Annotated in this window: 23 protein-coding genes; 16 read left to right on the plus strand and 7 right to left on the minus strand. The window is 39.4% G+C overall.

The genetic code is table 11. The annotated features are described in order from the left end of the window. From BT797_RS23940 to BT797_RS20810, 9 genes are all read left to right on the plus strand, one after another. On the plus strand, positions 1-649 hold a 649-nt coding region (locus BT797_RS23940), incomplete at its 5' end, for a type VI secretion system-associated FHA domain protein (RefSeq protein ID WP_211705575.1). Further along, complete coding sequence (gene tssJ / locus BT797_RS20775) at positions 642-1,145, plus strand: type VI secretion system lipoprotein TssJ (RefSeq protein ID WP_075473352.1); 504 nt, start codon at positions 642-644, stop codon at positions 1,143-1,145. The genes BT797_RS23940 and tssJ, both read left to right, overlap by 8 nt. A gap of 11 nt (positions 1,146-1,156) precedes the next feature. After that, on the plus strand, positions 1,157-2,482 hold the full coding sequence (gene tssK, locus BT797_RS20780; protein ID WP_045110913.1) for a type VI secretion system baseplate subunit TssK: 1,326 nt from the start codon (positions 1,157-1,159) through the stop codon (positions 2,480-2,482). After that, complete coding sequence (icmH, locus tag BT797_RS20785) at positions 2,479-3,270, plus strand: type IVB secretion system protein IcmH/DotU (RefSeq protein WP_045110912.1); 792 nt, start codon at positions 2,479-2,481, stop codon at positions 3,268-3,270. The genes tssK and icmH overlap by 4 nt, the downstream gene beginning before the upstream one ends. A 12-nt stretch (positions 3,271-3,282) precedes the next feature. Further along, positions 3,283-4,809 carry a PAAR-like domain-containing protein gene (locus BT797_RS20790; RefSeq protein WP_075473353.1) on the plus strand — a complete coding sequence of 509 codons (1,527 nt, stop codon included), beginning with the start codon at positions 3,283-3,285 and terminating at the stop codon, positions 4,807-4,809. Beyond that, positions 4,809-5,687, plus strand: coding sequence for an AHH domain-containing protein (locus BT797_RS20795; RefSeq protein WP_075473354.1), 879 nt, complete (start codon positions 4,809-4,811; stop codon positions 5,685-5,687). The genes BT797_RS20790 and BT797_RS20795 overlap by 1 nt, the downstream gene beginning before the upstream one ends. A gap of 9 nt (positions 5,688-5,696) precedes the next feature. Next, complete coding sequence (locus tag BT797_RS20800) at positions 5,697-6,323, plus strand: imm11 family protein (RefSeq protein WP_075473355.1); 627 nt, start codon at positions 5,697-5,699, stop codon at positions 6,321-6,323. Between the two features lie 9 nt (positions 6,324-6,332). Beyond that, positions 6,333-6,827 (plus strand): hypothetical protein, encoded by a 495-nt coding sequence (locus BT797_RS20805; RefSeq protein ID WP_075473356.1) that lies wholly within the window; start codon positions 6,333-6,335, stop codon positions 6,825-6,827. A gap of 402 nt (positions 6,828-7,229) precedes the next feature. Next, the gene (locus BT797_RS20810) at positions 7,230-8,177 is read left to right on the plus strand and encodes a BspA family leucine-rich repeat surface protein (RefSeq protein ID WP_075473357.1); all 948 of its coding nucleotides are present in this window, start codon (positions 7,230-7,232) and stop codon (positions 8,175-8,177) included. Positions 8,178-8,461: 284 nt separating this feature from the next. Here the strand turns inward: BT797_RS20810 and pfkA are convergent, their stop codons facing one another. The 3 genes from pfkA to elyC form a co-directional block, all read right to left on the minus strand. Then, on the minus strand, positions 8,462-9,424 hold the full coding sequence (pfkA, locus tag BT797_RS20815) for a 6-phosphofructokinase (RefSeq protein ID WP_075473358.1): 963 nt from the start codon (positions 9,422-9,424) through the stop codon (positions 8,462-8,464). A 450-nt stretch (positions 9,425-9,874) separates the two neighbouring features. Then, positions 9,875-10,630 (minus strand): triose-phosphate isomerase, encoded by a 756-nt coding sequence (gene tpiA / locus BT797_RS20820; protein ID WP_075473359.1) that lies wholly within the window; start codon positions 10,628-10,630, stop codon positions 9,875-9,877. Between the two features lie 238 nt (positions 10,631-10,868). Further along, positions 10,869-11,624, minus strand: coding sequence for an envelope biogenesis factor ElyC (elyC, locus tag BT797_RS20825; protein ID WP_075473360.1), 756 nt, complete (start codon positions 11,622-11,624; stop codon positions 10,869-10,871). A 255-nt stretch (positions 11,625-11,879) separates the two neighbouring features. Between elyC and BT797_RS20830 the strand changes: the two genes are divergently transcribed. Both BT797_RS20830 and BT797_RS20835 read left to right on the plus strand, forming a co-directional pair. After that, positions 11,880-12,452 (plus strand): cytochrome c oxidase subunit 3, encoded by a 573-nt coding sequence (locus tag BT797_RS20830; protein ID WP_045110896.1) that lies wholly within the window; start codon positions 11,880-11,882, stop codon positions 12,450-12,452. Between the two features lie 11 nt (positions 12,453-12,463). Continuing rightward, positions 12,464-12,742 (plus strand): cytochrome C oxidase subunit IV family protein, encoded by a 279-nt coding sequence (locus tag BT797_RS20835; protein ID WP_045110895.1) that lies wholly within the window; start codon positions 12,464-12,466, stop codon positions 12,740-12,742. Here the strand turns inward: BT797_RS20835 and BT797_RS20840 are convergent. Genes BT797_RS20840 through BT797_RS20855 form a run of 4 tightly spaced genes read right to left on the minus strand, consistent with a single transcriptional unit; the run spans position 12,739 to position 19,351 of the window. After that, positions 12,739-13,641, minus strand: coding sequence for a DUF7281 domain-containing protein (locus tag BT797_RS20840; RefSeq protein ID WP_075473361.1), 903 nt, complete (start codon positions 13,639-13,641; stop codon positions 12,739-12,741). The two genes, BT797_RS20835 and BT797_RS20840, sit on opposite strands and share 4 nt — an antisense overlap. A 2-nt stretch (positions 13,642-13,643) precedes the next feature. Then, on the minus strand, positions 13,644-14,918 hold the full coding sequence (locus BT797_RS20845; RefSeq protein WP_075473362.1) for a hypothetical protein: 1,275 nt from the start codon (positions 14,916-14,918) through the stop codon (positions 13,644-13,646). After that, entirely contained in the window at positions 14,918-15,550 is a 633-nt protein-coding gene (locus tag BT797_RS20850; protein ID WP_075473363.1) for a condensin complex protein MksE, read from the minus strand. The genes BT797_RS20845 and BT797_RS20850 overlap by 1 nt, the downstream gene beginning before the upstream one ends. A gap of 3 nt (positions 15,551-15,553) precedes the next feature. Further along, complete coding sequence (locus tag BT797_RS20855; protein WP_244534277.1) at positions 15,554-19,351, minus strand: ATP-binding protein; 3,798 nt, start codon at positions 19,349-19,351, stop codon at positions 15,554-15,556. Between the two features lie 270 nt (positions 19,352-19,621). Here BT797_RS20855 and BT797_RS20860 point away from each other — a divergent pair, with 270 nt between their 5' ends. The 5 genes from BT797_RS20860 (at position 19,622) to menH (ending at position 26,267) form a co-directional block, all read left to right on the plus strand. Then, positions 19,622-21,052, plus strand: a complete 1,431-nt coding sequence (locus BT797_RS20860) for a basic amino acid/polyamine antiporter (protein ID WP_075473364.1) — start codon at positions 19,622-19,624, stop codon at positions 21,050-21,052. A gap of 101 nt (positions 21,053-21,153) precedes the next feature. Next, positions 21,154-21,939, plus strand: coding sequence for a sulfite exporter TauE/SafE family protein (locus BT797_RS20865; protein WP_075473365.1), 786 nt, complete (start codon positions 21,154-21,156; stop codon positions 21,937-21,939). Positions 21,940-22,067: 128 nt separating this feature from the next. Then, positions 22,068-23,453 (plus strand): isochorismate synthase, encoded by a 1,386-nt coding sequence (locus tag BT797_RS20870; RefSeq protein WP_075473366.1) that lies wholly within the window; start codon positions 22,068-22,070, stop codon positions 23,451-23,453. Continuing rightward, positions 23,450-25,387, plus strand: a complete 1,938-nt coding sequence (gene menD / locus BT797_RS20875; protein ID WP_075473367.1) for a 2-succinyl-5-enolpyruvyl-6-hydroxy-3-cyclohexene-1-carboxylic-acid synthase — start codon at positions 23,450-23,452, stop codon at positions 25,385-25,387. The genes BT797_RS20870 and menD overlap by 4 nt, the downstream gene beginning before the upstream one ends. Beyond that, positions 25,371-26,267: a 2-succinyl-6-hydroxy-2,4-cyclohexadiene-1-carboxylate synthase gene (menH, locus tag BT797_RS20880; RefSeq protein WP_075473368.1), complete on the plus strand. Its 897-nt coding sequence runs from the start codon at positions 25,371-25,373 to the stop codon at positions 26,265-26,267. Before menD ends, menH begins: the two co-directional genes overlap by 17 nt. Positions 26,268-26,285: the final 18 nt, after the last annotated feature.

Genomic DNA, 26,285 nt, shown 5'->3' on the forward strand with positions numbered 1-26,285 from the left:
TGTTCAGACAAAGCAAGTTTCCCATGATGTTGAACGAATAGAATCGCCTGTTCAGGCTGAGCAAGTTTCTCATGATGTTGAGCGAATAGAACCATGCGTTCAGATAAAACAAGATGCTGAATATAGTGAAAGTTTGGATGCTTTTTTTAAGGGAATGAGAATTGATGAGCTAGAATTACGAGATCAAACGCCAGAATTTTTTAATCAAATGGGCATTTGTTTACGTCTTTGTTTAGATAAAATGAATAATGACTTGAAAATAGTATCCTCGTTCAAAAACTCAGCTGAAGCCAATGATGAAAAATCAAATGATGACATTCTCAGACTCATGCTATCACTTAACCAGCAAAATGTTCTATCTCCTTCGGAGTTGTTACAACAAGTACTTGATGAATTAGATTCTCATCATAAAACGTACCATAAAGCAGTGACTAATTTTGTGGTTGCTCAGACTCATCAATATGATCCTATAGCCTTCTCTGATGTGCTTAAAAAGAAGCAGTTGTTGATATCAAAACGAAGAATTTGGAATGAATATATCCAACATTATCGCTCCCAATTAAATGATGAATTTTATTCTTCTGATGTACTTTTACATGAAAAATTAAAGGAACATTATTCAACAATATTAAAGGTAGAAAATGCGTAACCTAACGTCGATATTAATAATGTCATTATTATTACAAGGCTGCTCTATTTGGGAGCAGTTTAAAGAATCAACAGGTATCACGCCTGAAACTTCATCGATTGAATTGAAAGTTGATGCTGCGAGCCTAGTTAATTTACGCATAAATGGTCAACCATCTCCCGTTATTTTGCGTATGCATGAACTTACATCTCCGATCTTATTTCGTAGCTTAGATTTTTTTGCGTTATTTGAGAGTGATAAAGATGCGCTTGGTGACGAGTATATTAAGCGTTACGAGTTTGAAATTCAGCCCAATGAAAAAATTCATGAAATTATTCAGTTAGATCCAGCGACACGTGCTGTCGGTTTTTCTGTTGCTTTTCGTAAGATTGATGGTTCAGCATGGCGTAAATTAGAACTAATCGAAGAAAAAACCAATTATTTTTTGAAATTACATATCGAAGGTAGTGAACTCACTACAGACAGTACTCGTGGTATTGAACAAAATTATTTCTAAGGAATTACAGAATGTCTCTTTATAATCCCGTTATGTGGCAAGATGGAATGTTCATGAAGCCTCAGCATTTTCAACAGCTTGAACGACATCATGACAAATCTACGAGTATGCTTAATGTATTTTCAACACCTTTACAGTGGGGTGTTAAAAAGATAGTTGTGAATGATAGTTTACTTGCGCTGGGTAAGATTGGTATTAGCCATGCGGAAGGGATCTTACAGGACCGAACACCATTTGAATTACCCTTGCTTGCTGATTTACCCGATGTGAGAGACGTCGATTCATCTGTTGTGGATAAAATTGTTTACTTATGTTGCCCATTACCCTCTGTTCGTGCTGAATTATTTGGGGAGCCGGGTAGTAATGCGCGTTATATTCAATCTACACAAGATGCGGTTGATGCATGTTATGGCAGTGAAGATATGGCCAACATTATGATCGGTAAACTGACATTTAAATTAATGTATGATGATGAAGATAAGAGCGCTTATACATCGATCCCTATCTGTAAAATTTTAGAACTAAAACCAGATGGCACCGTTGTACTTGACGAGCATTTTATTCCAACGTGTGTGGATATTAAAGCATCGGCTGTATTAATTAAGTTTACAACTGAATTTGCTTCTATGTTACACCACCGTGCGGAGTTAATCGTACAACGATTAGGCGCTGTTGACCAGCAAGGTGTATCTTCTGTCTCCGACTTTATGTTATTGCAAACCCTAAATCGACTAGAACCCTTGTTCTGGCATTTCACTCATGTTGAAGGCATTCATCCAGAAACGTTTTATCGTTACTTGTTACAAGCCGAAGGTGATCTTGCGACATTATGTTCATCGACAAGACGCCCACGAGAGTTTGAAAAATACAATCACGGTGCATTAACCGAATGCTTATCAGGTATTCTACAAGACATTAAATTAACGTTAAGTGTAATGTCTGAGCAACGAGCAATTCCATTAACCTTGAAAGAACAAAGTTACGGTATTCGAACTGCTCCTATCCCAGATCCAAGTATTATTACATCTACAACACTCATACTGGCTGTTAAAGCGGATGTGTCATTAGACGTATTGCACACCAAGTTTGTCGCACAAACTAAGATTGGTTCAATGGATAATATTCGTGAATTGATTAATCTGCAGTTGCCTGGTATTAGCATGAAACCAATGCCTGTTGTTCCACGCCAGCTTCCGTATCATGCTGGTTACACCTACTTTGAATTAGACAAATCGAGTATTGAATGGCAAGCACTAACAAACTCTGCTGCAATAGCGATTCATGTTGCGGGTGATTTTTCTAATTTATCCTTGCAATTATGGGCTGTTAAATTATGAGTTATGTGGACGATGATATTACTGTTGTCCTGTTTCAACCTGCACCGGGTAAACCGATGGAGGTTATGCCCAGCCCTGATTTGTCTCGTAATATCGCGATTGGCGATTTAGATATTAAAAAAATTGGTATCAATCCGCTGATTGATGAGTTTTCTTGGCTTATCGCCAGCTTGTCATGCATGAAGTCGATTCCTTGGATGGATGACCTTGACCCATTTCGAGAGCAAGTAGGGAGAGAAATCCGTAAAGGTGAGCGAAAACTTAACGAAATGGAAGTTGACCGTGCCAGTATTCTGGTTATTCGTTATTGTTTATGCGCCGCGTTTGACGAATCGGTTTGTCGACAAGAATGGGGGGCAAACAGTAATTGGAGCCAAAACAGCTTGTTGTCAGAATTTCATAATGAAACGGCAGGTGGTGATAAGTTTTTTGTCATTTTAGAAAGGCTTAAAAACGATCCTAAAAAATACCGTTACGTCATTGAATTTTTGTATTTGTTATTACAATTGGGCTTTAAAGGTCGCTATGGTCGTGAAGAGCGTGGTAATGAAAAATTAGTTGATATTGGTAATACTATTTATAACTTGGTCAAGAATGACCGTTTAGTTGAGCAAGAAGATCTTCAGCTGACCAATTTAAAAGCGAAGTATTTAACTAAACCGCTGAAAAAAGTATTACCGCCAAAAGTAATTATAGCTGTTACCAGTTTATTGGTTATTGGTATGTATGTTGCGACGTATTTAACGATTGATATACGCTTTCAACAGTTTCTCGACATTTACGGATAAAGGTGGGTAATCATGGGTGTAACGGTTAGTGCAGATGGACTGAGTGTTGTTCATTTGGGATCCGGAGGTAAGGCGAGTGCAACGATACCTGATGTTTGCTTAACCACAGTCGGGAATGCTGTCGTACCTATTCCTTATGGGAATAACGCTGAGTCAGCAGATCTAGCTGATGGTTCAACGACTGTTACAATGGATGGCGGAAATAGTATTGCCATTAAAGGCTGTAAGTTTGCTAAAAGTGCTGGTGATGCAGGAGGGGACAAGAAAGGTGTTGCCTCTGGCACGATTGAGGCCGAAGCTAAATTTATTACCGCCTCCGCAACGGTGAAAATTGAAGGTAAAGGCGTGTGTCGTTTGTCTGATCAAATGACGATGAACAAAGCCAATACCATGTGTATGGGTGGCGCACAAAATCCGTCGGTCACTGTGACTGCCGATGAAGAAGGCACCTATACGGTTGATTTATTCTTGTCTTATGCTGATGGTGATCCTGTTCAGGGGGCGACTTATAGTTTGATTGATCAAACTGGTGCCGCTTTTGAAGGTTCGCTAGGTAATGATGGTGCCGCGTCTATAGGTGGCGTAGCACCGGGTGGTTTTACCATTGAGTACGGTGAAGACAGTCGCGAATTTCAACCCAATGAACCAACCAAAACCAATCCTAAATTTAATCCTGGTGCGAATGCTCAAACCATTATTGAAGACACCAAACGTGGACAGCTCGGCTTTTGGGAGAACACTTGGCGTAAAGCATCAAGTTCTGCTAGTTGGATATGGGGTGTATTGTTAGGTGATTTTAATGATGATGCATCGGTAGAACAAATTATTGCGAACACTGCGTTAACGATGATCCCTGTGGTTGATCAAGTCGGTGATATACGTGATTTAACCGCCAATATCCTTAATATGATGGATGAAGAGGGGCGCGATAAGCCTGAAAATTGGTTAGCCTTGTCGTTCACCTTAATTGGTTGTATTCCACTGTTTGGTAGTGCGCTAAAAGGCACTTGTAAAGTGGTACTTAAAACAGGTAAAGAGACCAAAAAAGACGATTTATTGGCTATCGTCCGTGCTTTGGGTAAGGGTGACCCTGAGAAGTTTTTACTTGGTTTAAAGTGGGCTGAATATGCGAAAGAAACCAGTAAAATTTTATCTGATGTATTAAAACCTTGTATTGAAGTTGCGACAGAAATGGCGTCCTACGCAGATCGAATGGGGGCCGACGAACTTGCATCATATTTCGTTAAACTCGGTGACGAAATCAAAATATTCGACAAGATGTCAGTGGATAAACTAAAAAGTGCAATGGGCGAGTTTGACAACTTATTTGCACGTGTACTAGGTAAATCAGAGAAAGTTTATCCAGCTAAGACCAAACATCACACGGGCGGCACAGCGCAAGCGGGTAGCAGTAAGAGTAAGACGAATGAGAAGAACGATAAGAAAGATATTCGTTGTAAGGTATGTCGTCGGGTTGCAGGAAAAAAAGATGGTCAATGTAGAGATGCATTACAAAATAAATCTAAGGGTAAAAAGTAATGGCTGAAGAAGAGTTAAGACACCCAACTGGTGGTAATGTCTCTAGAGAAGCTGATTCATACCTATTAGCATCTAAAGATTTACGAGCGAAGCATCCGTTGAATCTGAAAGTTGGTGAGCTGGATGCGCATCATATTATCAGTGACAATGTGGTCTCCAAGCTATCGACCTTTCGCACACTGCAAATGAAGCGTAAAGGTTGGTCCATGAACCATGGGAAAAATTTGGTATTACTTTCTGGCGATACCAATATTTGTTGCTACTATCAGGTTCCGATCCATTCATCAGGGCACACTGATAGCGCGATTGCGGATTCATTTTATGGCTCAAAAGCTAAAATGTCTAAAGATATAAAAAAGGTCGGAGATACAAGTGAAAAAAAGGCTATTAATGCATTAACCGGATATCATAAAGTAGTTGCAATTAAACTTGCGTTGGCTTTAAAACCACTTGACTGTAACACTAAGTGGAAAACCTATATGAAGGAAATTGATGAAGTCTCTGAGTTGATTTTAGGTTATATAAGTGATTTTAAGCTATTGCTCATTGCTAACGGTAAACGCTTTCATAAAACTCAACAGGGTTGTGGAACATGCGGAAGTCGAACTGCTCATTTTACCCCCAATAAGTTTATCTTTTTTAATCGGCGTCATGATAAAAAAGAAACCGCAGAATACACGAAAGACAAGGGGGGGCAAGTACAGGCGGATAAGAAATACGTGAAAGATGATAAGTCTTATTTTGCCTCTGAAAATAAAAATAAAGTATATGAAGATTTGTACAAAGAAGTTAAGACTCGCGTAGAAGTTGAGTTGTTAATTCAGAATAAACTAGAAGATCGTCTGAATAGTGTTGCCGAATTAAAAAAAATATTATAGGAGATTACCTTGGACACAGAAGAATTTAGCGCTGATACAGAGGAACTTGCCACGTTCAGTGAGAATTTATTATCAAATGATATTATGAGTCAGGCATTAGATAGTCGAGAGTTTCTTTATTCATCCGAAGGTTTTTTGCCAATATCAGCGATTAACCCCATTATATGGGAAGCTGCAGGCACTGATGTGATGGGGATACCTGATATTTTAGATAAGGGTGACCGCATCATTTCGAAAGTGGTAATGGATGCCATCATGGCTTGGGACCCTTATGCTGTTGTTTTTTTGCCTGCGGCGTTAAAAGCTGATGATGGCTTAGCAAAAGAGCGTTATTTATTGTCAGTCAATAATATTATCGATGTGATGGATGAGGAAGAAAGCTTTGTTTTTATGAAAGATTTGTCAGATTACGATCTTCCCCCTGAACTCAGAGTTAGGAGATTATTCATCGATGCTGAAAAGTACCATGTAATTCCTGAACATAAGAAACACATTTTTAGGGTAAAAGGTTCGGATGATACGATATTTTTCTCTATGGAATTAGTGAAGCATGTGTGGGATATTGCGATGAAGGCTGATTGCCAAGGTATTGTTTATACCCCATTTGATTTTGATGAAGAAGCGCCAATAATGTAAGGGATGGTTATGAAAACTGAATATCAAATATTGTCAAAACAAGTGTTTAATTCATTCCCATTTCAGCAATCAGCAAAGCCAATTGTGCCTGTTGAACCTGATTTATTATTGGAAATGACATTTTCACCTAAGTTATTTATCATCGATGATATTTCACCCAAAGTTGAAGCCTTGGTGAAACATGGTGTTGAGTGGCTTGATGCCCGTGTTGATTGCTCTCCGAGTCAACCTGAAGATGATGATATCAAAGTGCATGAAAACTACCGTATGCCATATATTCATCAAACGTACCGTTTAACCAACGAAGAAAAACAATTTGGTAAACTGAACTGGCTTGATTTAGATAAGGTTGAGCTTGATTTCACGCGTCTAGAATCAGTTCCATTAGCAGAACGCCTTATTTTCAAACTAGAAGAAGATTTCGGTGTTGTGGTTATTCATAACAGCGTGATTGATGTATTAAAAGCTGCGCGCGTAAAAGACGTTTGGGTACGAGACGTGTAGTTGTTCACGGAAGTCGATGTATATTGAAGAGCAAATATGGAAACGTATTTGCTTTTTTATTATTCAGACAGGGAACACTTGTATATGGCGGGGTATAAAATCGAGTTCTGCTAGTTGGATATGGGGAACTTCATGAGAAGTCCAGCTGTACTTCAATGCATCGATTCTCGCTCTTTATTTCAATGTGCCCCCTATAAATTGAACTTAAAAGACAGATTAACAAACGCCTAGTTAAAACACCTACCGATTTAGTTAAAGCACCTATCAATTCAGTTAGTATTAAAAATAATCTTAATATACAATCGCTTACTGTTTTTATGTCTCGTTGTGGCTACAAGGGTTTTACTTTTTCTTAATTTATTATCATCTTAATAATCAGGGTGTATACATGGCATTTTTATTATGACGTTTAAAATACTAACTATTACTCTTTTAGCTTTAATTTCACTTAGTATGCGTGCGAGCGAAAATGTAGGTGAGTTTTACAAATCCAGAATAAGTGGAGTCATTGTTGCGCCATTATCAGCGAAGGTTAACGATACAGGTATTGTTAATGGACAAATGTATACCCTTGTAGATGAAGTTATGTTGCGCAAGATGATTGTCGATGGTGATGATGTGACTCATGTTGTTACAACAAATATAAAAAATATGAGTAACCTGTTTAGGGATAACAAAACATTTAACCAAAATATCGGCTATTGGGATACATCTAATGTGACTGATATGTCACGTATGTTCTACGGTGCAGAGGCATTTAACCAAAATATTGGCTATTGGGATACGTCAAAGGTGACGGATATGGATAGTATGTTCGACAATGCTCTGGTATTTAATCAAGATATTGGTCATTGGGATACATCTAGCGTGATTTATATGACTCATATGTTCAGAGACGCACCTGCATTTAACCAAGACATTGGCAGTTGGGATACATCTAAAGTGGCTGATATGTCATGGATGTTCACAAGCGCTTATGTATTTAACCAAGATATTAGTCGTTGGGATACATCTAAAGTGACTGATATGTCATGGATGTTCACAAACGCTTGTGCATTTAACCAAGATATTAGCCGTTGGGATACATCGAGCGTGAGTAAGATGGATTTGATGTTCTATGGAGCTAAGGTATTTAACCAAGATATTAGCTATTGGGATACATCTAGCGTGACTGATATGAGTTATATGTTCCGCTATGCCCGGGCATTTAATCAAGATATTAACCGCTGGGATATATCGAACGTAACAAATATGAGTTTCATGTTTTATTATGCTACAGCATTCGAGAAAATCTATGTGGATTCATGGGATTTATCAGGTGTAAATACGACTGATATGTTCGGTAGATAAGCCTGTAATAAAGCTAGTTTCTGGTTATAAAATAGAACAAGATACCGAGATGAATTGTATCTATTTTCAATTGATTAGCACAAACATTTAAAAATAGTTGCGCTAATCATGATGTCAGTGAGAGTGTATTTTAAAATCATGTTACCCTCGTTTCAAAGCATCGAGCTCTGCGATCTTGCTTGCCATATTATGACAATCAAAAAAGCGAAACCAACTTACATCGGTTTCGCTTTTCATATTTGATTTAAGCGTGTTGAATCTAAAACATGCTTAAGCTAATGTCTTTAGAATAACGAATCAGATAGATCAAATAGCTCTTGATTGAATGGACGTTTCATATTGTTGATACAATCAATAATATCATGGTGAACCATTTGTGAGTTCATTAAACCCACACAGCGGCCGCCTTCGCCTTCTAATAAAAGCTTAACTGCAAAAGAACCCATACGACTTGCCATAATGCGGTCACGGGCAGTTGGTGTTCCACCGCGTTGTAAATGACCTAGGATAGTCGCACGTGTTTCACGGCCTGTTTCAGCTTCAATATGTTTAGCCAGTGCATCTACATTCGTTACGTGTTCACACATCGCAATGATAGCGTGTTTTTTACCTTTTTCGATACCCGCTTTAATCTGAGACAGTAGATCTGCTTCATCATAGCCTTTTTCTGGGATTACAACGAATTCTGCACCACCTGCAACTGCTGCTCCCATGGTTAAATCACCACAGTAGCGCCCCATAATTTCAACAATAGAGATACGTTGGTGTGATGTTGACGTATCACGTAAACGGTCAATTGCGTCAACGACAGTGTTAAGTGCAGTATCAAAACCGATAGTGTAAGTTGTGCCAGGAATATCGTTATCAATTGTTCCTGGAATACCGATACATGGGAAGCCCATTTCAGTTAGCTTCTTCGCCCCCATGTAAGAACCGTCACCACCAATAACGACAAGTGCATCGATATCGTGTTTTTTAAGATTTTTAATTGCTTCTTTACGTACGCTTTCTTCTTTAAATTCAGGAAAGCGTGCAGAACCTAAGAAAGTACCACCACGGTTAATTACATCTGAAACTGATTTACGATCAAGTTTCTCAATGCGATCTTGATGTAAACCTGCATAACCATCGTAAATACCGTAAACTTCTAAGCCAAGATGTAAGCCTTCACGTACAACTGCTCGGATTGCTGCGTTCATGCCTGGTGCATCACCACCACTTGTTAAAACACCTATTCTTTTAATCATTGAAGCCTCAAATATATCAGTCGATGATACTTTATTTATTGGGTTAGAGTCTTGTACTTATCTAGGTAGAGTGTTGTTCTTATCTAGGTAGAGTACTGTTTCAGCAAGTGATAGCACGCTTGTTCATTTATTTAGCACACCAAATTTGGTTTATCTGTTGCTGTTATTTTCTATTTATCATAATTACTTTTTATTCATTTATTATAACTATGTATTCTATTATTTTCTGCGTCTTTTTGACTGTTTTATTACTAAAGTAATACTTGGTGGGCTTTCATATGAAACTTTTAAGCGAAAAATAAAATAATACCTTGGTGTGATTTTATTTTTACAATATAAGTTTAATAAGAAAGGGGTGCAGTAATACGTAATTACTGAGTCATCAGTATTACTACACTTTTATTTCTAATTCAGAGTAGAAAATCGCTCAATATTAGATTTTGGTAAGTACTATGCAGAAGCACCAGCAATAACTTTAGAGAATTCTACAGCGTCTAGTGAAGCGCCGCCTACTAGGCCGCCATCAATGTCTGCTTGACCGAATAATTCAGCCGCGTTAGCGCCTTTAACTGAACCACCGTAAAGGATTTGAACTTTGTTTGCTACTGCTGCATCTTGCTCTGCTAACCATGAACGGATGTGAGCGTGGATGTCTTGTGCAATTTCAGGTGTTGCTGTTTTACCAGTACCGATTGCCCAAACAGGTTCGTATGCGATAACTGCATTGTTTAGAGATGCGATACCAGATTTAGTCACAACCGCTTGAAGTTGTGCTTCAACAACTGCTTTAGTTTCGCCTGCTTCGAATTGCTCTAGTGTTTCACCGATACAAAGTACAGGTACTAGGCCATTTTCTTGTGCAACAGCAAATTTGTCAGCAACAACTTCGCTTGACTCACCGTGTATAACACGACGTTCACTGTGACCAACAAGCGTATATTTACAACCGAATTCTTTTAACATAACCGCTGAGTTTTCACCAGTGAATGCGCCAGCTGTATTAACGTCACAATCTTGTGCGCCGTAGTTAATTGCAGTGTCAGCTGTTAATGCTTCAACTTGTGGGATAAAAACAGCAGGAGGGCATACAGCAACTTCAACAGTTGCATTGTCTTTTGCCGCATCAACTAAACCGTTAATTAAAGCTTCTACAGATGCTTTAGTTGCGTTTAGTTTCCAGTTACCCATTACTAGTGCTTGTCTCATGTCTATCTCCGATATGGTTTAAAGCTATTTTTCTTCAACTTAAATTAACTGAGTCACAATGACTAAAGAGGCATAAGTTGAGAACATGGGGTGATTATAGAGTCATCTAGCGTCAGGGCAAGTTGTCACAAGACAATTTTTGGTAATAAAACTACATAAAATGCGGTAACTGTGACTTGAACCACGTTTACTTGCTCAGTTTAGACCTAAATGCCGTGTTAATTACAGAATAGAAAATTTATTGGTTATTTTTTAGCGACAACCAAGCTAGCCCTAACCATTCATGGAACACTATTTCACTTACCGCGAGATATCGAGCACGAGGGAAGTAATAGTGTAATGGTTGCATACCATTCACTGGTTTACTGACATGCGCAGTTGGTGCAGGGATAGGGGATAAACCTTGTTGTTGGAATATTTTTATGGCTCGTGGCATGTGCGTTGCGGAGGTGACCAGTACGAGGCGTTTACCTTGAGTAATTTCTTTGTTATCAGTCGCTTCCTCTATTGTGTCGCGAGGGGATTCTAATAATATAATGGCTGATTTTGGTACGCCCAATGCAATAGCTAAACGCGCGTTCATTTTTGCATTACTGTTAATATCGCCACCACCATAGCCACTGAAAATTAACTTGGCCGTTGGGTTTAGTTTATAAATACGTACGCCTTCTGTGGTCCGAGCAAGGGCGGCAGGGGTTAACTGACTGGTGATCGGTAAGCTGTCGACCGTTGTGTGCCCGTTACCCAATACATGGATATAATCAACGTGTTGCTGTTGGAAACTCGGGTACTGAGACTCTAATGTAGCAGCTAAACGGCTAGTGACAGGATCAAGGCTTAATAGCAATAATGTAATAAAACTACTACAAAATAGCACTTGGGCACTGCGTTTATGACGGGTGAGTTTATATAATAGTGCCGCAAGGATAAAAGCAGTGAGCAGTAATGGCAGTGGCATTAACCAGGTACCGATGATTTTTTTAAGTTCGAACATTAGGTGTAAGTGCCTTTATTATTTACTGAGAGGGCAATGAATATTACACTAAGTAAATCCCTCCTTTTACCAGCTTAGCAGATGTCTACACATCAACGAAATATGAGTATGCCATGTTTGCAGACTCATTTATATAAGACTGCCCTTGTGTAAAATGGAGATCGAATTTTAAGTCGCTTGATAATTATCAAGGCGATATTGAGTGTTCAGTGTAATGTTGTTATTAGATTGAATTTACTTATAGTGAAGACTCTATTGAATACACATATTGCTCCCCCTAGACGTTTATCTGGTGACCTCGCTGTTTGGATTTTTATCTTGGCTGAGGTAACCGTATTCGCTATATTCTTTTTTTCTTATTCTAGTATGTATTTTTTAAAAACTGATTTATTTGTAGAGGGTCAGCAGGCCTTACATCCTGCTGCTGGTTTGATTAATACGGTAGCCTTAATATCAAGTAGTTATTTTGTCGCAATAGCGGTGATATTTGTAAAGCAAAAGCAGAATAAACGTGCTCGATTAGCAATATTAGTTGCTCTTTTACTTAGCATGATTTACGTAATTACTAAGTTGTGGGAGTACGATATCCTTCTTTCTGAAGGCTACCGATTATCAACGAATACCTTTTTTATGTTTTATTTTTTTATCACTGGTTTTCACTTTATGCATGTTCTATTGGGCATGTTTATATTATTACTCGTGTATCGTAATTTAGCGCATCCAGAATTTTTAGAGAATAGTTTAAATACCGTAGAGTCTGCTGCCAGTTATTGGCATATGGTTGATTTGGTTTGGGTTATATTATTTCCATTGCTGTACGTCATATAGTGGGGTTAAGTATGCAAGATCATAGAAGTGTGAGAAAGCAAATAATTATAATGAGTTATGTTTGGTTGGCTTTGATTGTGATGAGTGTTGTGGCATTTAGTTTGTCTAAGTTAGGCATACACAAATCTTATTTAATTGTCGCTGTTATGCTATTAACGATAATGAAAGCAAAACTGATCACTGGTATTTTTATGGAACTAAATATAGCCCCCAAATCATGGCAACGTGGATTCAATAGCTATATTATAATCATACCAATTGTGACAGCGCTAGCGTATGGGCTCGCTTAATAAAGCTGAAATTTTATACTTGCGCCAATTAAATGTTCTTGTTGCCAACCTAATTGATGTTGATTCATTAAGTTTATATGGGCATGCCATGCTTGTGAATAAGCAGAGAGATTCAAGTAAGAGTTGCCGTGAGCTAGTTGAGGAAAAAATTTATCTTTGCCCGCTAGTTTACTAAGTTCGATTTTTGTTAATGCTGAGAATCGTGTTATATCTGGCAGTATGATGCCGTCAACCTGAAAGGTGTTGGCAATCGAAAACCCTTCGGGATCAAAATCACCGAAATAATAGAGGGGTAATATTGCTTTATATTTTTCGATAAAACAGTTAACTTCATCTGCACGTTTACCACTTTGGCTATCACCACGATAAATAATTAACGCATGCTTGAAGACTGGATTATTTTTTAGTTGATGAAGGTAGTACATAGGCGTGAAATTTTCACATATGATGATAGCATCATGTTCGATACTCGTGATCATACTATGACGAAGTTCTAGACCTGCAGTGTGGATAGAGTTAAATAAAGAACTTACTTCTTGGTTGAGTTTTAATTTTCCGGCTGCGTTATTCACTAAAATGATATCTTGTGATGCATTTGCGCCGACCTTTTCATCATTGTTGCATGCTGCATTTGAAACTCGGTCACCATTCATGTAAGGATCTTTTAATACATCAAGACCCTTTTCTTCTTTAATAAAGGCTTGTAACTTTTCTGCTTCGCCAGCGCGTAGCTTGAAATATATTTTTTGTTTTGTTCTTTTAGTCGAAGGGATCACGTATTTATGGCCTAAGCCAGATAACGCCCATATTTCGGCGTTAATATCATCGTATTTTAGGCCTTGTTCATTCGATTTAATTAGTTTTTTACAGCGATTATATAGCGTCCTGCTAATCGTCATAATTAACCTCTCTGTAATTGAATATCACTAACGCGTAAATTACCTGAGATTAATATCGAACCCGGTAATTCAGTGGTGCTGGACTCTGGGAAGTCGATTGCCATCGCTTTTCGTACGGCGGGTGCGCATTTGTAGTATTCATTATAAAGAATACTGAGCCATAAATGTTTAGGTAAAATGTCAGTTAGTTGACCATCTTGCTGCCAGTAGTGTAGGGCAGAGAAACTGTCACCTTTATTACTGAGTACTTGTGCAAATAACGCTTCACACTGTGACAATACGTAGTCGGCTTCGAGTTGACGGGCCTTTTGTTCCAAGTCATCAATACGGCCACTGCTGCGTAAATCAATGGCTTCTGCATCTGACTTACTTTCTTTACGCAATGAGTTGTAAATATCGGTCAGTTCTTCTTGTTGTACCTGATTACTAATATCAACACTGGCTGATAATTGTAATGGTGCAACACGATTGAAGATAGCTGGTACTTGTTCACGCTCTGCGTAGTCATCTAATTCCCAAATAGGATTGTCTTTTAAGAATTTAGACATGGCTTTAAGACGGGCAACTTGCTCATTCTGCTTACGTAGTGTCATTAGCAGTTGGCGCATACGGTGAACGGCGCCTTCTAACTGACGATTAATACGGCGGTAACCATCAATAAAGAAAGTGACCTTACGGCTTAACTCGGCAGGCACATCGTCCCAATCTAACCAGGTGTATACGTCATTTAGGTTAATATCGGCTAACGCATTAAGCAGACCTTCGGTATAGGCGATGGCTTTTTCATTTTCATGAATTTTACTTTCTAAGCTATCAACAAAACCAAACTTACTAGTGATGGCAGCGAACAAACCGCTGACGCTGTCTTCTAATTCATAAACAATGCCGTAAAGCTCTTCGTCTATTTGGCTTAGATAGAAGGAAACTTCATTATGTTGGCCAGTTAATAACGCACGCTTATAGGATTTAATATCACCATCAATGTGCTGCATGACTTTGGCGATATCAGTACGTTTACGGTAAGACGCATGACGTAATAATAACTTGTCTAAGATTCGCTTTAAGTTGATGGCAAGCATATAAGTGCCATCTTCTTCACTTGGACGGATTAGACCATTTTTGGTAAGCATTTCTAATAATGCGGTATTCTCACCATTATCAATAACACTGCCATCGAAATACGCTTGCGCTAACATGCTGCTGTTTGTTTTGGCAAACGAACTACGTATTATTTGGGCAATTTTTTCGACTTCAGAAGCGCTTTGCTGCTGTGACATTAAAACATCTCCGACTGTGAGTCATCGAAGATATGGTTATCTTGTTTTTCTAATTTCAACGATTCACTGTCATTAATAAAATCAATTAACTCGTGAATATAGTTCATTTTAGCGGTGATCTGATAAATGGTACTGCCAGTATCCAAACGTTGAACATAGCCTGCTTCATCTAATTTTTTTAAGATAAAGTTAAGTTGTTCAGAGATATCATTACGGCTGGTTTTGAAAATACCTTTATTGGTTAATAGCGCTAACTGTTGCTTTAACGTTGGTTCGTTTTCAATACCACGTAATAACTCAGATAAGCGAATAGTATCGCCCGCACGCATGGCGCAGTCATGCACTAGTGCTGTCATTGCCAGGTCTAAGAAGTTAACCAGTGGACGGAAAATATCACGTACTTGGCGTAACTGCTGACGAATATCCGCGCGGTTTTCTTCTTCAATCGTGCAGTAACAAGCAACAAAGGCCAAACCGTCTTCGATTACTTTTACTTTACGGTTAATCAAGCGCAGGTAATCATTTACTTTTTCAAACAGGCTTTGTTCTGACAGGTAACGATATGCATCAGGTTGACTTACCTGACAAATGGTATGGCCCTGTAACAATAATTCAACGGTAGTTTGAAACATGGGTTAACTCTCTTCTTGCATAGTGGCTGGCGCTGTATTTACTGACGACATTCGTTCTGTATCTGATGCTAAGGCTTGTTTAGCGTCACCATTTAACAACGTCATTAGTGGGTCATCATCAACATTCATCTGGATCAGGCGTTTATTACGGCTGTCAATTTCGTATAGGTGATCGAATAATTGTAATACCGACTTATCGGTTGATGGTGATGCAGTCATGATCTGAATACCGTGTTGATTTAGCATATCGAGCATTGCCTGAATATTCTCAGAATGCAGTTCACCTAATTCATCTACTGGCCAAGTTATCACTGTATTTGCATCGGGGCGTAACATAGTTGTTAAACCGGTAAAGAAAGTGATTAAGGCTAAGTAAGATAGGCCTGTTGATGAGACATCTTCCAGCTCTTTCGGTGTTGTTGCACGGGTCGTTCGGCCATTTTCAACAATAGTGAATTCAATATCAAATAGTTCATTGTGTTGCATGTTATTGTTTTTCGGTAATACCGCTGACAATTCATCCAAGCTATCAATTAAGTCTTGGGGGATACTGCGATCATGCGTGAGTTCTGTATTCGCTTGATAGGCTTCAAATGCCTCGTTTACATTCTCAAGTTGTTTCCAGTAACCTAACTTGTCCATCTTAGTACGAATAGCAATTTTAATATCACCGAGGGCAGTGAAGAACTGCTTACCATTCATGTGACTAGACAGTTTACGGCCAGTACGGGTAATATTGCGATCAAAGTTACTTAAATGGGTATAGATAGATAAAATATCGTTAGCACGTAATTCAACTTCGTGAGTGGTTGAGGTTTGCAATAGTTTTGCATTTTTCAGTACATAGCTCAGTTGTTCACCGCTGTTGATTGCTTCTTCAAGACGGTAGTTCACCATCTCAGGGTCACTTTCAATGCGGTTTTCTAACCAACCGACTTGCAGTGTGCTTTTCGAATAACGTTTTAATTCACTGCTGATTTTACTTACTGTGCTTAATACATTGCTTTGCTGCTTGCCTAATAGACTTATTTGACTGTTCGTCAATTTAGAGATGTTGTTAACACTGTATTCTGGTAAATCGTCGTTAGCAACCGCTGGGTAGTCAGCCAGTTTTACAAGGCTGTTATCTAAGCCTTTTAATTGTAATACTAGATCTGTTACCTGCTTATCAAGGTGCGCTTTTTCTTGTTCTAGTTTGTCGGTTGACTGTTGATAGTCTTGTTTTTTATCTTTTAGTTGCTGCTGGAAGCGTTGGATTGCAGTATCTAAGCGGCGTAAACGTTCACGCCCAGGTTCAACTTGTGACCACGATGTTTCTAACCAGCTATTATATTTATCCGCTTTTTGTTGGAATACTTTGGCATTTTCAACTGCTTTCATAGTTTGTTTAATTTTAGCTTCAAGGGCATTAAAGATGCTGGCATTAATTCCGGCGTCGCTTAATGCCGCTTGCAATGCATCGGCGATACGCTGCATCTCAACTTGTGCTTCATTACGCAAGTTATCAAGCGATGCTTGGTAGCTGTCGATACGCTGATTATAGTCAGTCTCTAGCTGGCAATGTACGCCTAAACGTTCGTTGTTTAGTTCGTTATGACGACTTTGGTAATCAACTTTCGCTTGGCTTAACGCTTGTTGCGCTTGAACCAATAATAACTCAGCTTCTGCTAATTCAGTTTGCACTCGTGCAATCGCTAAGGCTTTGTATTGTTCTAGTTTACCGTCTAACTCATCTTCTTCATTGACTAAACTAGTCAGTAATTGATTTTGTTTAAACAGTAATTGTTTGCTCGACATTAATTGTTTATCAAGCTCTTCAACTTCTTTATTTAATTGTTCGAGTGCTTTTTGTAATTGTTCAAGCTCTGCTTTTTTAGCCCCTATTTGGGCTGAGATATGTTGTTCTTTTTCTGCTAGTGCGCAGTCTGTGAACGAGGCGTTTTCTAGGGCATTAAGGTTGATCTTGATGCCATAAAAATCTTGTACTTGGGTTAACGCTGTTTCGGTATTGGTATTTTTTACTGCATCAGTAAAAGCCGATAATAATTCTGGTTCAAGATGCAGGTGTTTAAGCAACTCTGGATTAATCACACGGCCGATATTGCTTTGCCAGTTTGGCACATGTTCAGCAAGGAAGGCATGTAAAGAACCTTTTTCTGGACTCAGTAATGCTTGTACATCACGGTGCTGCTGCGCTAAATGGTTTAATTCAATTTTTAAACGGTCATTGGCTTGCAGCGCTTGATGCTGTTTTTGGCGTAAGCTTTGTGATTCACCGCTAATGCGGTTATACGCTTCCTGACGTTCGTTAATATTACGACGGCATTGGCTTAAATTTTGTTGTAATTGTTGAGATTGTACAGCAAGTTCTGGTGCAATCTGTGGCTGTGTTAGCTGTAGATTAAGCGAGATCTTGGTATGCTCAAGTGGCGTTTTCTTTTCGTTTAACTGATCAATTAGCGTTTGTGTTTGCGTTCTTAATTCGCTTTCTAACGTTGCATAATGCAGTTTATTTTCACTTAACGCAGTTGTTAACTGCTGACGCTGAGAGTTGATCTCGTTTGTTAGCTGTTGCTCGCGTTTGTTAAAATCAAGCTCTTGTTTTTGTTGTTGTTCGGTAAACGTACGACTAAGATCGGCAGATTTTTCACTTAACTGGGTTTTTTCGTTGTTCAGATTGATTAAGCGTAAGGTAAAATCGGATAATTCAGAACCTCGTTGCTCATATGTCGCGGCTTCATCATCTTCAAAATCTATTTTTTCTTGTTCTAGCTTATCCAGATCGTGTTTAATTTCACGATGGGCTTTTTCTTCATCGTGACAAGCATCTTCAATTGCTAATACTTGCTGTCTGTGTGCTTCTTTTAAGTCGGTAAGCTCAAGTAATACATCTTTTAAACGTGTGCCGGCAGTATCTTGATCTTGATTACACTTTTGCTGATAGATGCCAGCAAGATGATGTAAGTGCTGTAGATCTTTTTTGATTTCAATAAGTGAATCAATGTCGGTTAATGACGATAAGATCTTGTCTTCTAAATTTAAGATTGCTTGTGATGAATGCAGGTCTGCTAACCAGCTATCAATATCGGTTTTATCAATATTAACCATATCAGTTACATTGTGGCTGAGCATTTCTGAACTGATAGCGTCTTGTGAGATTTCGATGATCATTTGTTTGATTACATCGAAATTAGAGATTTTGTTAAATACCGACGTCACGACTTTTTCAATGTGCTTAATTGGTGACTGGCTCATTGAAAAACGCTGTTGCAGGTTACGCAGTGATTTCTTACCACCAAGATCGCGATGATTTTGAATGACTCTTGCGTAATCATCTACGCTTAACAAGCTACTGACTTCGCAACGGTACTTGGTTCGATAATTACGTTTAATTTCGTCATCGGCAAAGATATTGCCGTTATCACCAAGGTACATTTTTATATCAAACGGGTGATCAATAAAGCGGTAAAGTAATTTGTCGCCATCGCTTTTAATTAATACGTGGCATAACTGCGGTGTGTCAGTGCCGTTTGGACGTTGGTAGTCAAAAACAATGTAACTGGTTTTGCGTGGTAAGTAATAAGCTGCAAATGATTTCTTGTTAGCATTACGTTCAACAATACGCCCTGGTCGCGCGCCCCAAAACAGCATGGGTAGCTTAAGCAGCGTCGTTTTACCGGCACCATTGGTCCCAGCGACTTTGATATTACCTGTGTTATTTAGCTCAAGTAATTTACCCGGCCAGAAGCTATCAACAAGGTAAGTTGTGCGACAAAGATATTGTTGTGAAGAATCAGTCATGATCATTATTTTGCAAGAAATCGAACCGATTATTTTAACTGAATGGAGCACAAGATGTAAGAAAAAAGATAAGTTTAATAGGGTGATGGTCGGTTCTGGTCAGATTATCAGCAATCCTACGGTTACATTTAGATTTATGCAAATTTAGTGAATATTCTTGCATATGTAAAATAATATAATACAATTCGCCATATTGTATTATATTAACGAACGAAAATAAGGCTTCACTGGAATTTAATGTTGGTGGCTGGCATTTTTTAGGAATTATTGATGGAAAATAAACTCGGACTAGGCATGTTAGTCGCATTGGTATTCAGTACCATGGTCGGTGCCGGCATCTTTAGTCTACCGCAAAACGTAGCCGTATCGGCTGCACCTGGCGCAATTACACTCGGTTGGTTGATTACGGGTTGCGGTATGCTTGCGTTGGTGACGGTATTACGTAATTTAGTTGTTCGCTTCCCTAATTTAAACGGTGGTATTTTCTCGTACGCGCAAGCGGGTTTTGGTAACTACATCGGCTTCATGTCGGCTTGGGGTTATTGGATCTGCAATTTATTAGCGAACGTATCGTATGCTGTGGTGTTTTTTAGTGCGATAGGCTACTTTGTTGATGCCCCTGAAAATCCAGTGATGGGTCAGGGCAATACACCAATTGCAGTATTGGGCGGTTCGTTATTAATTTGGTCAATGCATGCGCTTGTATTACGTGGTGTTACGCGTGCCGCTTTAATTAATGTATTTGCGACGGTTGCGAAAATAATTCCTATTTTAACTTTCGTTTGTTTGGCTGTGATGGCGTTCAGTTTTGATAAGTTCACCCTTGATTTTTGGGGTGAGAAAACACCTGAGCTAGGCTCGGTATTAGATCAAGTTAAAGCCACCATGATGGTTACACTGTGGGTGTTCATTGGTATCGAAGGTGCGGTTATTTTATCTAACCGTGCTAAGGATAAACGCGACGTAGCGAAAGCAACTGGTATTGCGCTGTTCTCGGCATTAGTACTCTATATTGCTGTTAGCTTGTTTACTTTAGGTGTAATGACTCAACCAGAAGTTGCACAACTGCAAAACCCATCAATGGCGCATATCTTAGAAGTGATCGTTGGTCCTTGGGGCGCAATGCTGATTAATGCTGGTTTGATTATCTCGGTATCGGGTGCGTTATTGAGTTGGACCGTGGTCAGTGCCGAAGTACCTTTCATTGCGGCGAAAGAAGGGCTATTTCCGAAAGCATTTACCAAAGAAAACAGTAAAGGCGCCGCGACAACGTCACTGTGGTTCTCATCTTGTCTAGTTCAGTTATTTTTAATCTTAACCTTATTACAAGAAAGCTCGTATTTAGCTTTGGTAAACATTGCGACTTCGGCTGTATTGTTACCGTATTTTTTAGTGGGTGCTTATGGCGTGAAAGTAGCGTTAAGCGGTGAAGGTTATAGTGAAACAGAAGGTCGTAAGAAAGATTTTGTTATTGCATTAATATCATCATTTTATGGTGCTTGGCTCGTATATGCAGCCGGTGCTGAGTATATGTTGTTATGTGCATTATTGTATTTGCCAGGTGTATTGATTTATAAGAAAGCACTTGCTGAAAAACAGCAGGCATTTAACAAGCAAGATTATGCTTATTCATTCGTGCTATTAGCAGGTGCTGCAGGTGCGGTTTATCTGTTATCAACAGGTGTGTTGTCACTTTCTTAGTATTTTAACCACAATTTTGATATTCTAATTAGATACTTAAAGTTTTTACCTTAAAATTCTCACCTTAAAAGATAGGGTGTATTGTAAAAAGGCTTATTTAGATGATTGTGGTTTTATATTTAATTTTAGGCGCTGCGGCAGGTTTGATCGCTGGCTTGTTTGGTGTTGGTGGCGGTTTAATTATCGTACCAGCACTGGTTTTCTCTTTCACCTTGCAAGAACTCTCACCAATAGTCTTAACCCAGTTAGCGATTGGTACTTCTCTGGCGACGATTATCTTTACTTCGCTTAGTTCGATTAAAACCCACCACAGTAAAGGGGCAATTGATTGGTCTTTGGTTAAACGCCTGACTATCGGTATTGTTATTGGCGCGGTTGCCGGTAGTATTTTTGCTGACTATTTACCAGGTGATACATTACAAATGATTATCGGTATTTATGCATTAACTGTTGCGGTTCAAATGGGCTTTAATTTAAAACCAAAAGCAGAGCATGAGCTACCAAAAGGTGCCGGCTTGAGTGTAGCTGGTGGTGTCATTGGTGCTATTTCAGCTTTATTTGGCATTGGTGGTGGTTCACTTACTGTGCCTTATTTGTCTTGGTGTCGTGTCGAGATGCGTAATGCTGTTGCTACGTCTTCTGCTTGTGGTTTACCGATTGCGGTGGCTGGTATGTGTACTTATATTATTACGGGCTGGAATAATCCTGATTTGCCGGAGTACAGCTTAGGTTATATTTATTTACCTGCTTTCTTTGGCATCATTATTACCAGTACTGTGTTTGCTAAACAAGGTGCAAAACTTGCCCACTCACTACCAAGTCATATCCTAAAACGGTATTTTGCTTTGTTATTACTCGGTGTTGCTTCGAAGTTTATTTTTTTCTAAAACGAACATTTTATTGATCTAAGCTATAAATAGTTCGAATAAATACTCATTTAGTATAGGTTTGTAACTGGGTCTACCTAAAATGTGTTAATTTCATCCCCTAAGTAGTAGTTTACTAAGGGGCCGCTTTGTTAATACTAGCAACTGCGATTAAAGCATTACAGCAACTGATTATTCATGCTCAGCCAGAGCAAACTCGTCTTTCGGTCGAATTACAGCCCTTGCATGCCACCGACCTGATTGAGTGGTTTGATGCTCAGATTTTATTCCCTCAATTCTATTGGCAATCTAGAGACTGCGATGAAGAAGTCGTCGCCCTAGGTCAGTGTTGCCATTTTCATGATCTTGATACAGCTAAAAACCAGCTTAATGAACAGCAGCGTATTTGGGGTGGTTGTGCATTCTCACATCAAGATTATTACTTTTTACCGCAAATTGAATTAACGCGTAAAAATAGTCGTTGGCAATTATCGGTGAATTTACCTGCTCATTCAGTGAACGTTCACGACGGTGATGGAATAAAGAGTACACAGCAAGCATATGACAAAGCAGCATTGCTTGAAAGTCTTGCGCATTTAATTACACCTGCACCGACACCACTTCCATTGTCTTATAAGATTGAAGCGCGTAGTCATTATCCTGAATTTAATCAGTGGTCTCATCTTGTCACCAAAGCGTTGAATGCTATCGAACAACAAGATTTTGATAAAGTAGTGTTAGCGAGGAAAACAAAACTAACACTAAATCGTCCACTTTCTGCCGCTCAGTTTTTACAGCAAAGTCGTCTGGTTAATCAGCAGTGTTACCACTTTATATTTGCGCTTCAGGCTAACGATTATTTTGTTGGTTCAACGCCAGAGCTATTATTTTCACGAAAACAACGTCAATTAGATACTGAGGCGCTGGCGGGTACTGCGGCACGCAGTGATGATGCGGCGGAAGACCGTGGTTTAGCTCATTGGCTATTGCATGACAGCAAAAATCGTTATGAAAACAGTTTAGTTGTGGGGGATTTAATGGCGCGTCTAGACCCTCGTTGTGATTCATTACAGGTATCGGTGCAACCGGAATTAGTGAAACTGCGTAAAGTGCAGCATTTAAAACATCACATCTCAGGGACCCTTACTACAGATGTTGATGATGCAGAATTATTAGCGAATTTACAACCAACCGCTGCGGTAGCTGGATTACCACGCCAACCGGCATTAAATTTTATTGTGAACAATGAGCCATTTTTACGGGGTTGGTATAGCGGTGCGCTTGGTTATGTTGGTCTGCAGCAAAGTGAGTTTTGTGTTGCGATCCGCAGCGCGCGAATTTTAGGGCATGAAGTACAGCTTTTTTCGGGTGCGGGTATTGTACCTGGTTCTAACCCGGTAAGTGAATGGCAAGAGCTAGAACGTAAAACCGCGACCTTGTTAACCTTACTTGAACCTGATTCGACAGTGAACTGTAATATGGACTGCGATGATATTCGCTTAAATGCATTTGTACCTGAGTTACAACGCGCATGATAACAAACCAATATCTTTTAAACATACAGGCCGCATTAAACCGTTTATGGTCAAGCTTAATGTTAGATGAATTGAGTCGTTTAGGCGTTCGTCATGTATGCGTCGCGCCTGGATCTCGCTCAACCCCCCTTGTTTTAGCGGCTGAAGGGAATGACAATCTGACCTTACACAACCACTTTGATGAACGCGGACTGGGTTTTTATGCACTGGGGTTAGCTAAATCATTACAAGCGCCTGTTGCTGTGATTGTTACATCAGGCACTGCGGTGGCGAATTTATTACCAGCAGTGGTCGAAAGTGGTTTAACCAAAGAAAAACTGGTGTTATTAACTGCAGATCGGCCTATCGAACAAATTAATTGTGGTGCGAATCAGGCCATTCAACAATCAGGTTTATTCTCAAGCCATGTTTGTCATGAATTATTATTACCTAGCCCGAGTTTGGCCATTACACCGCAATGGCTGTTGAGTTCCATAGACCAAAGCTTAGCGGTGCAGCAGCAAGTGGGTGGTTCGGTTCATATAAATTGCCCTTACCCTGAACCCTTGTATGGCGGTGAGGCTGATTTTAGTGATTATCTGGCTGGGATTACAGGATGGCAAGCTTCACAGAACACGTATTTGTCGATTAATTCATTAGGAGCCAATTCAATTGGCATCAATGGGCTAAACACTTATTTATCCGATAGTCATTCTACACATTGTCATTCTTTAGACTTGAAGGTGTCTGCTGATTTATATACCTCTATTTATACTAATATGCCCGTTGTAAACAAAAAAGGACTTGTTGTTATTGGCGCTATTGCAGTTGCAGAGATACAAGAGATTAAATATTGGGCGGCTGTTTTGGGTTGGCCTGTATTGGTTGACTCGCAATCAGGTGGCAGCAGTGAATGGGCGCATTATGATGTTTGGTTACAAAACCAAGCATGCCACGATAAGTTAGCGGAAGCTGAGATCTTGGTGCAATTTGGTGCGCGATTGGTCTCAAAGCGTTTAGGCCAGTTTATTGCGCAGCATGACTGGCAAGACTATTGGTTAATTGCAGATCAAGCGGGGCAGTTAGACCCTTATCATCATACTTGTAAGCAATTTATTAGTTCAGTTTCCTCTTGGTTAACATTATTTGTTGAAGGTCATTTGAATCGTCAGTTAAGCGAGCCATTGGTATCAATTAATGGAACGTTAGAAACAAATAGCCGTATATTCGCAGATATTGGTGCATCTCATTGTGATGCTAACGGTTATGAATGGGCTAAGATATTAACGTTTGCTAGCTGTAAAGTACGTCAGTTGGTAGAGACGCGTTACATTGATAATCTAACGGAAATTAGTTTGGCTACCATGTTAGATGCTTGCTTGACTATGCCGCCCTTAACCAATCCGACGAGTTTATTTATTGGAAATAGTTTGATTGTTCGTTTACTTGATATGTTTGTGACATTACCGAATGTGCCTGTATTTAGTAATCGTGGTGCTTCGGGTATTGATGGCTTGTTGGCGACGGCTGCTGGAGTGCAAGCAGGGCAAGAGCAAGGCATGCTTTGTTTATTGGGTGATACCTCTTTGTTATATGACTTAAATTCACTGGCGTTATTTTCGAGTCCAACATATCCGAGTGTGATCGTGGTACTGAATAATGACGGTGGCGCAATTTTCGATATGTTACCTGTTAATGAGCAGCAAAAAGAGCGGCTTTACCGTATGCCACATGGACTTAAATTTGAACATGCGGCTGCGATGTTTGGGCTGGATTACGTTCAACCTAAAACACTAACGGATGCACTGTCTGCTATTGATCATGGATTAAATCCAATAGGTGAATTTGCTGGGGAGATACGAACGCTGTTGGTGGAAATAGTAACGCCAGCCGGGGAAGCCGCCAAGCAACTCAAACAGCTGTTTAGCGAGGTGAAAAATGCAAGTTTTATCTAATATGATTATCTCTAAACAGACGCAATTACCTCTATATTCAGTCTTATTTGAGCCTGCTAATTATCGTGTTCAAAGCTCCGCAGCGAAACCTAGTTTGGTGTTCTTGCATGGTTTACTGGGTTCAACGGCAGATTGGCAACCGATAATTGCGGATTTATCAGCGGATTATCAGTGTATCTGTATTGATTTACCGGGACACGCGGGTAGCCAAGCTGTCACTGTGAATGACTTTCAACACGTTCAGCAACTCATCATTACTACGCTTGCCCAGTATCAACTCGATAATATTATTTTGGTCGGTTACTCGTTAGGGGCGCGGATTGCCATGACAATCGCGACTGAACAAGCGTCTAATTGGCTGTATACCATCGATGGGCTGCTGTTAGAAAGTGGTCATTCAGGTTTGAATAGTAGTGCTGAACAATTACAGCGTGGATTACATGATTTGGGTTGGGTAACACGTTTTAGCGAAGAAGAATTACCCTGTGTGCTTATTGATTGGTATCAGCAAGGGGTATTTGCATCGCTAACTCAGGCTCAAAAAAACGCTTTGATTAAAACGCGCTGTAAAACTCAAGCTGATAAAAATGGGTTTAACGGCGGTATGCAGATAAGCAAAATGTTGGCGGCGACCTCATTATCTAAGCAAGGTTATTTGTTACCACAATTACAAAATTATGAACCTCCTGTACGTATGGTTTGTGGTGAGTTAGACCCTAAGTTTGTGCAATTAGCACAAGCAAGTCAGTTGGATTATTGCCTTGTATCAAATGCAGGGCATAACGTACATGCAGATCAGCCAAATGTATTGACTCAGTTAGTGAGAGATTTCGTGAGTGAGATAGCAGTTAGCAAAGCGACGAAAAAGAAAGCGGCTTAAACGTGTTTTAAATAAAAA

Origin of the sequence: Moritella viscosa, assembly GCF_900120065.1 — a bacterium.
GTDB classification, from domain to species: Bacteria; Pseudomonadota; Gammaproteobacteria; order Enterobacterales; family Moritellaceae; genus Moritella; species Moritella viscosa.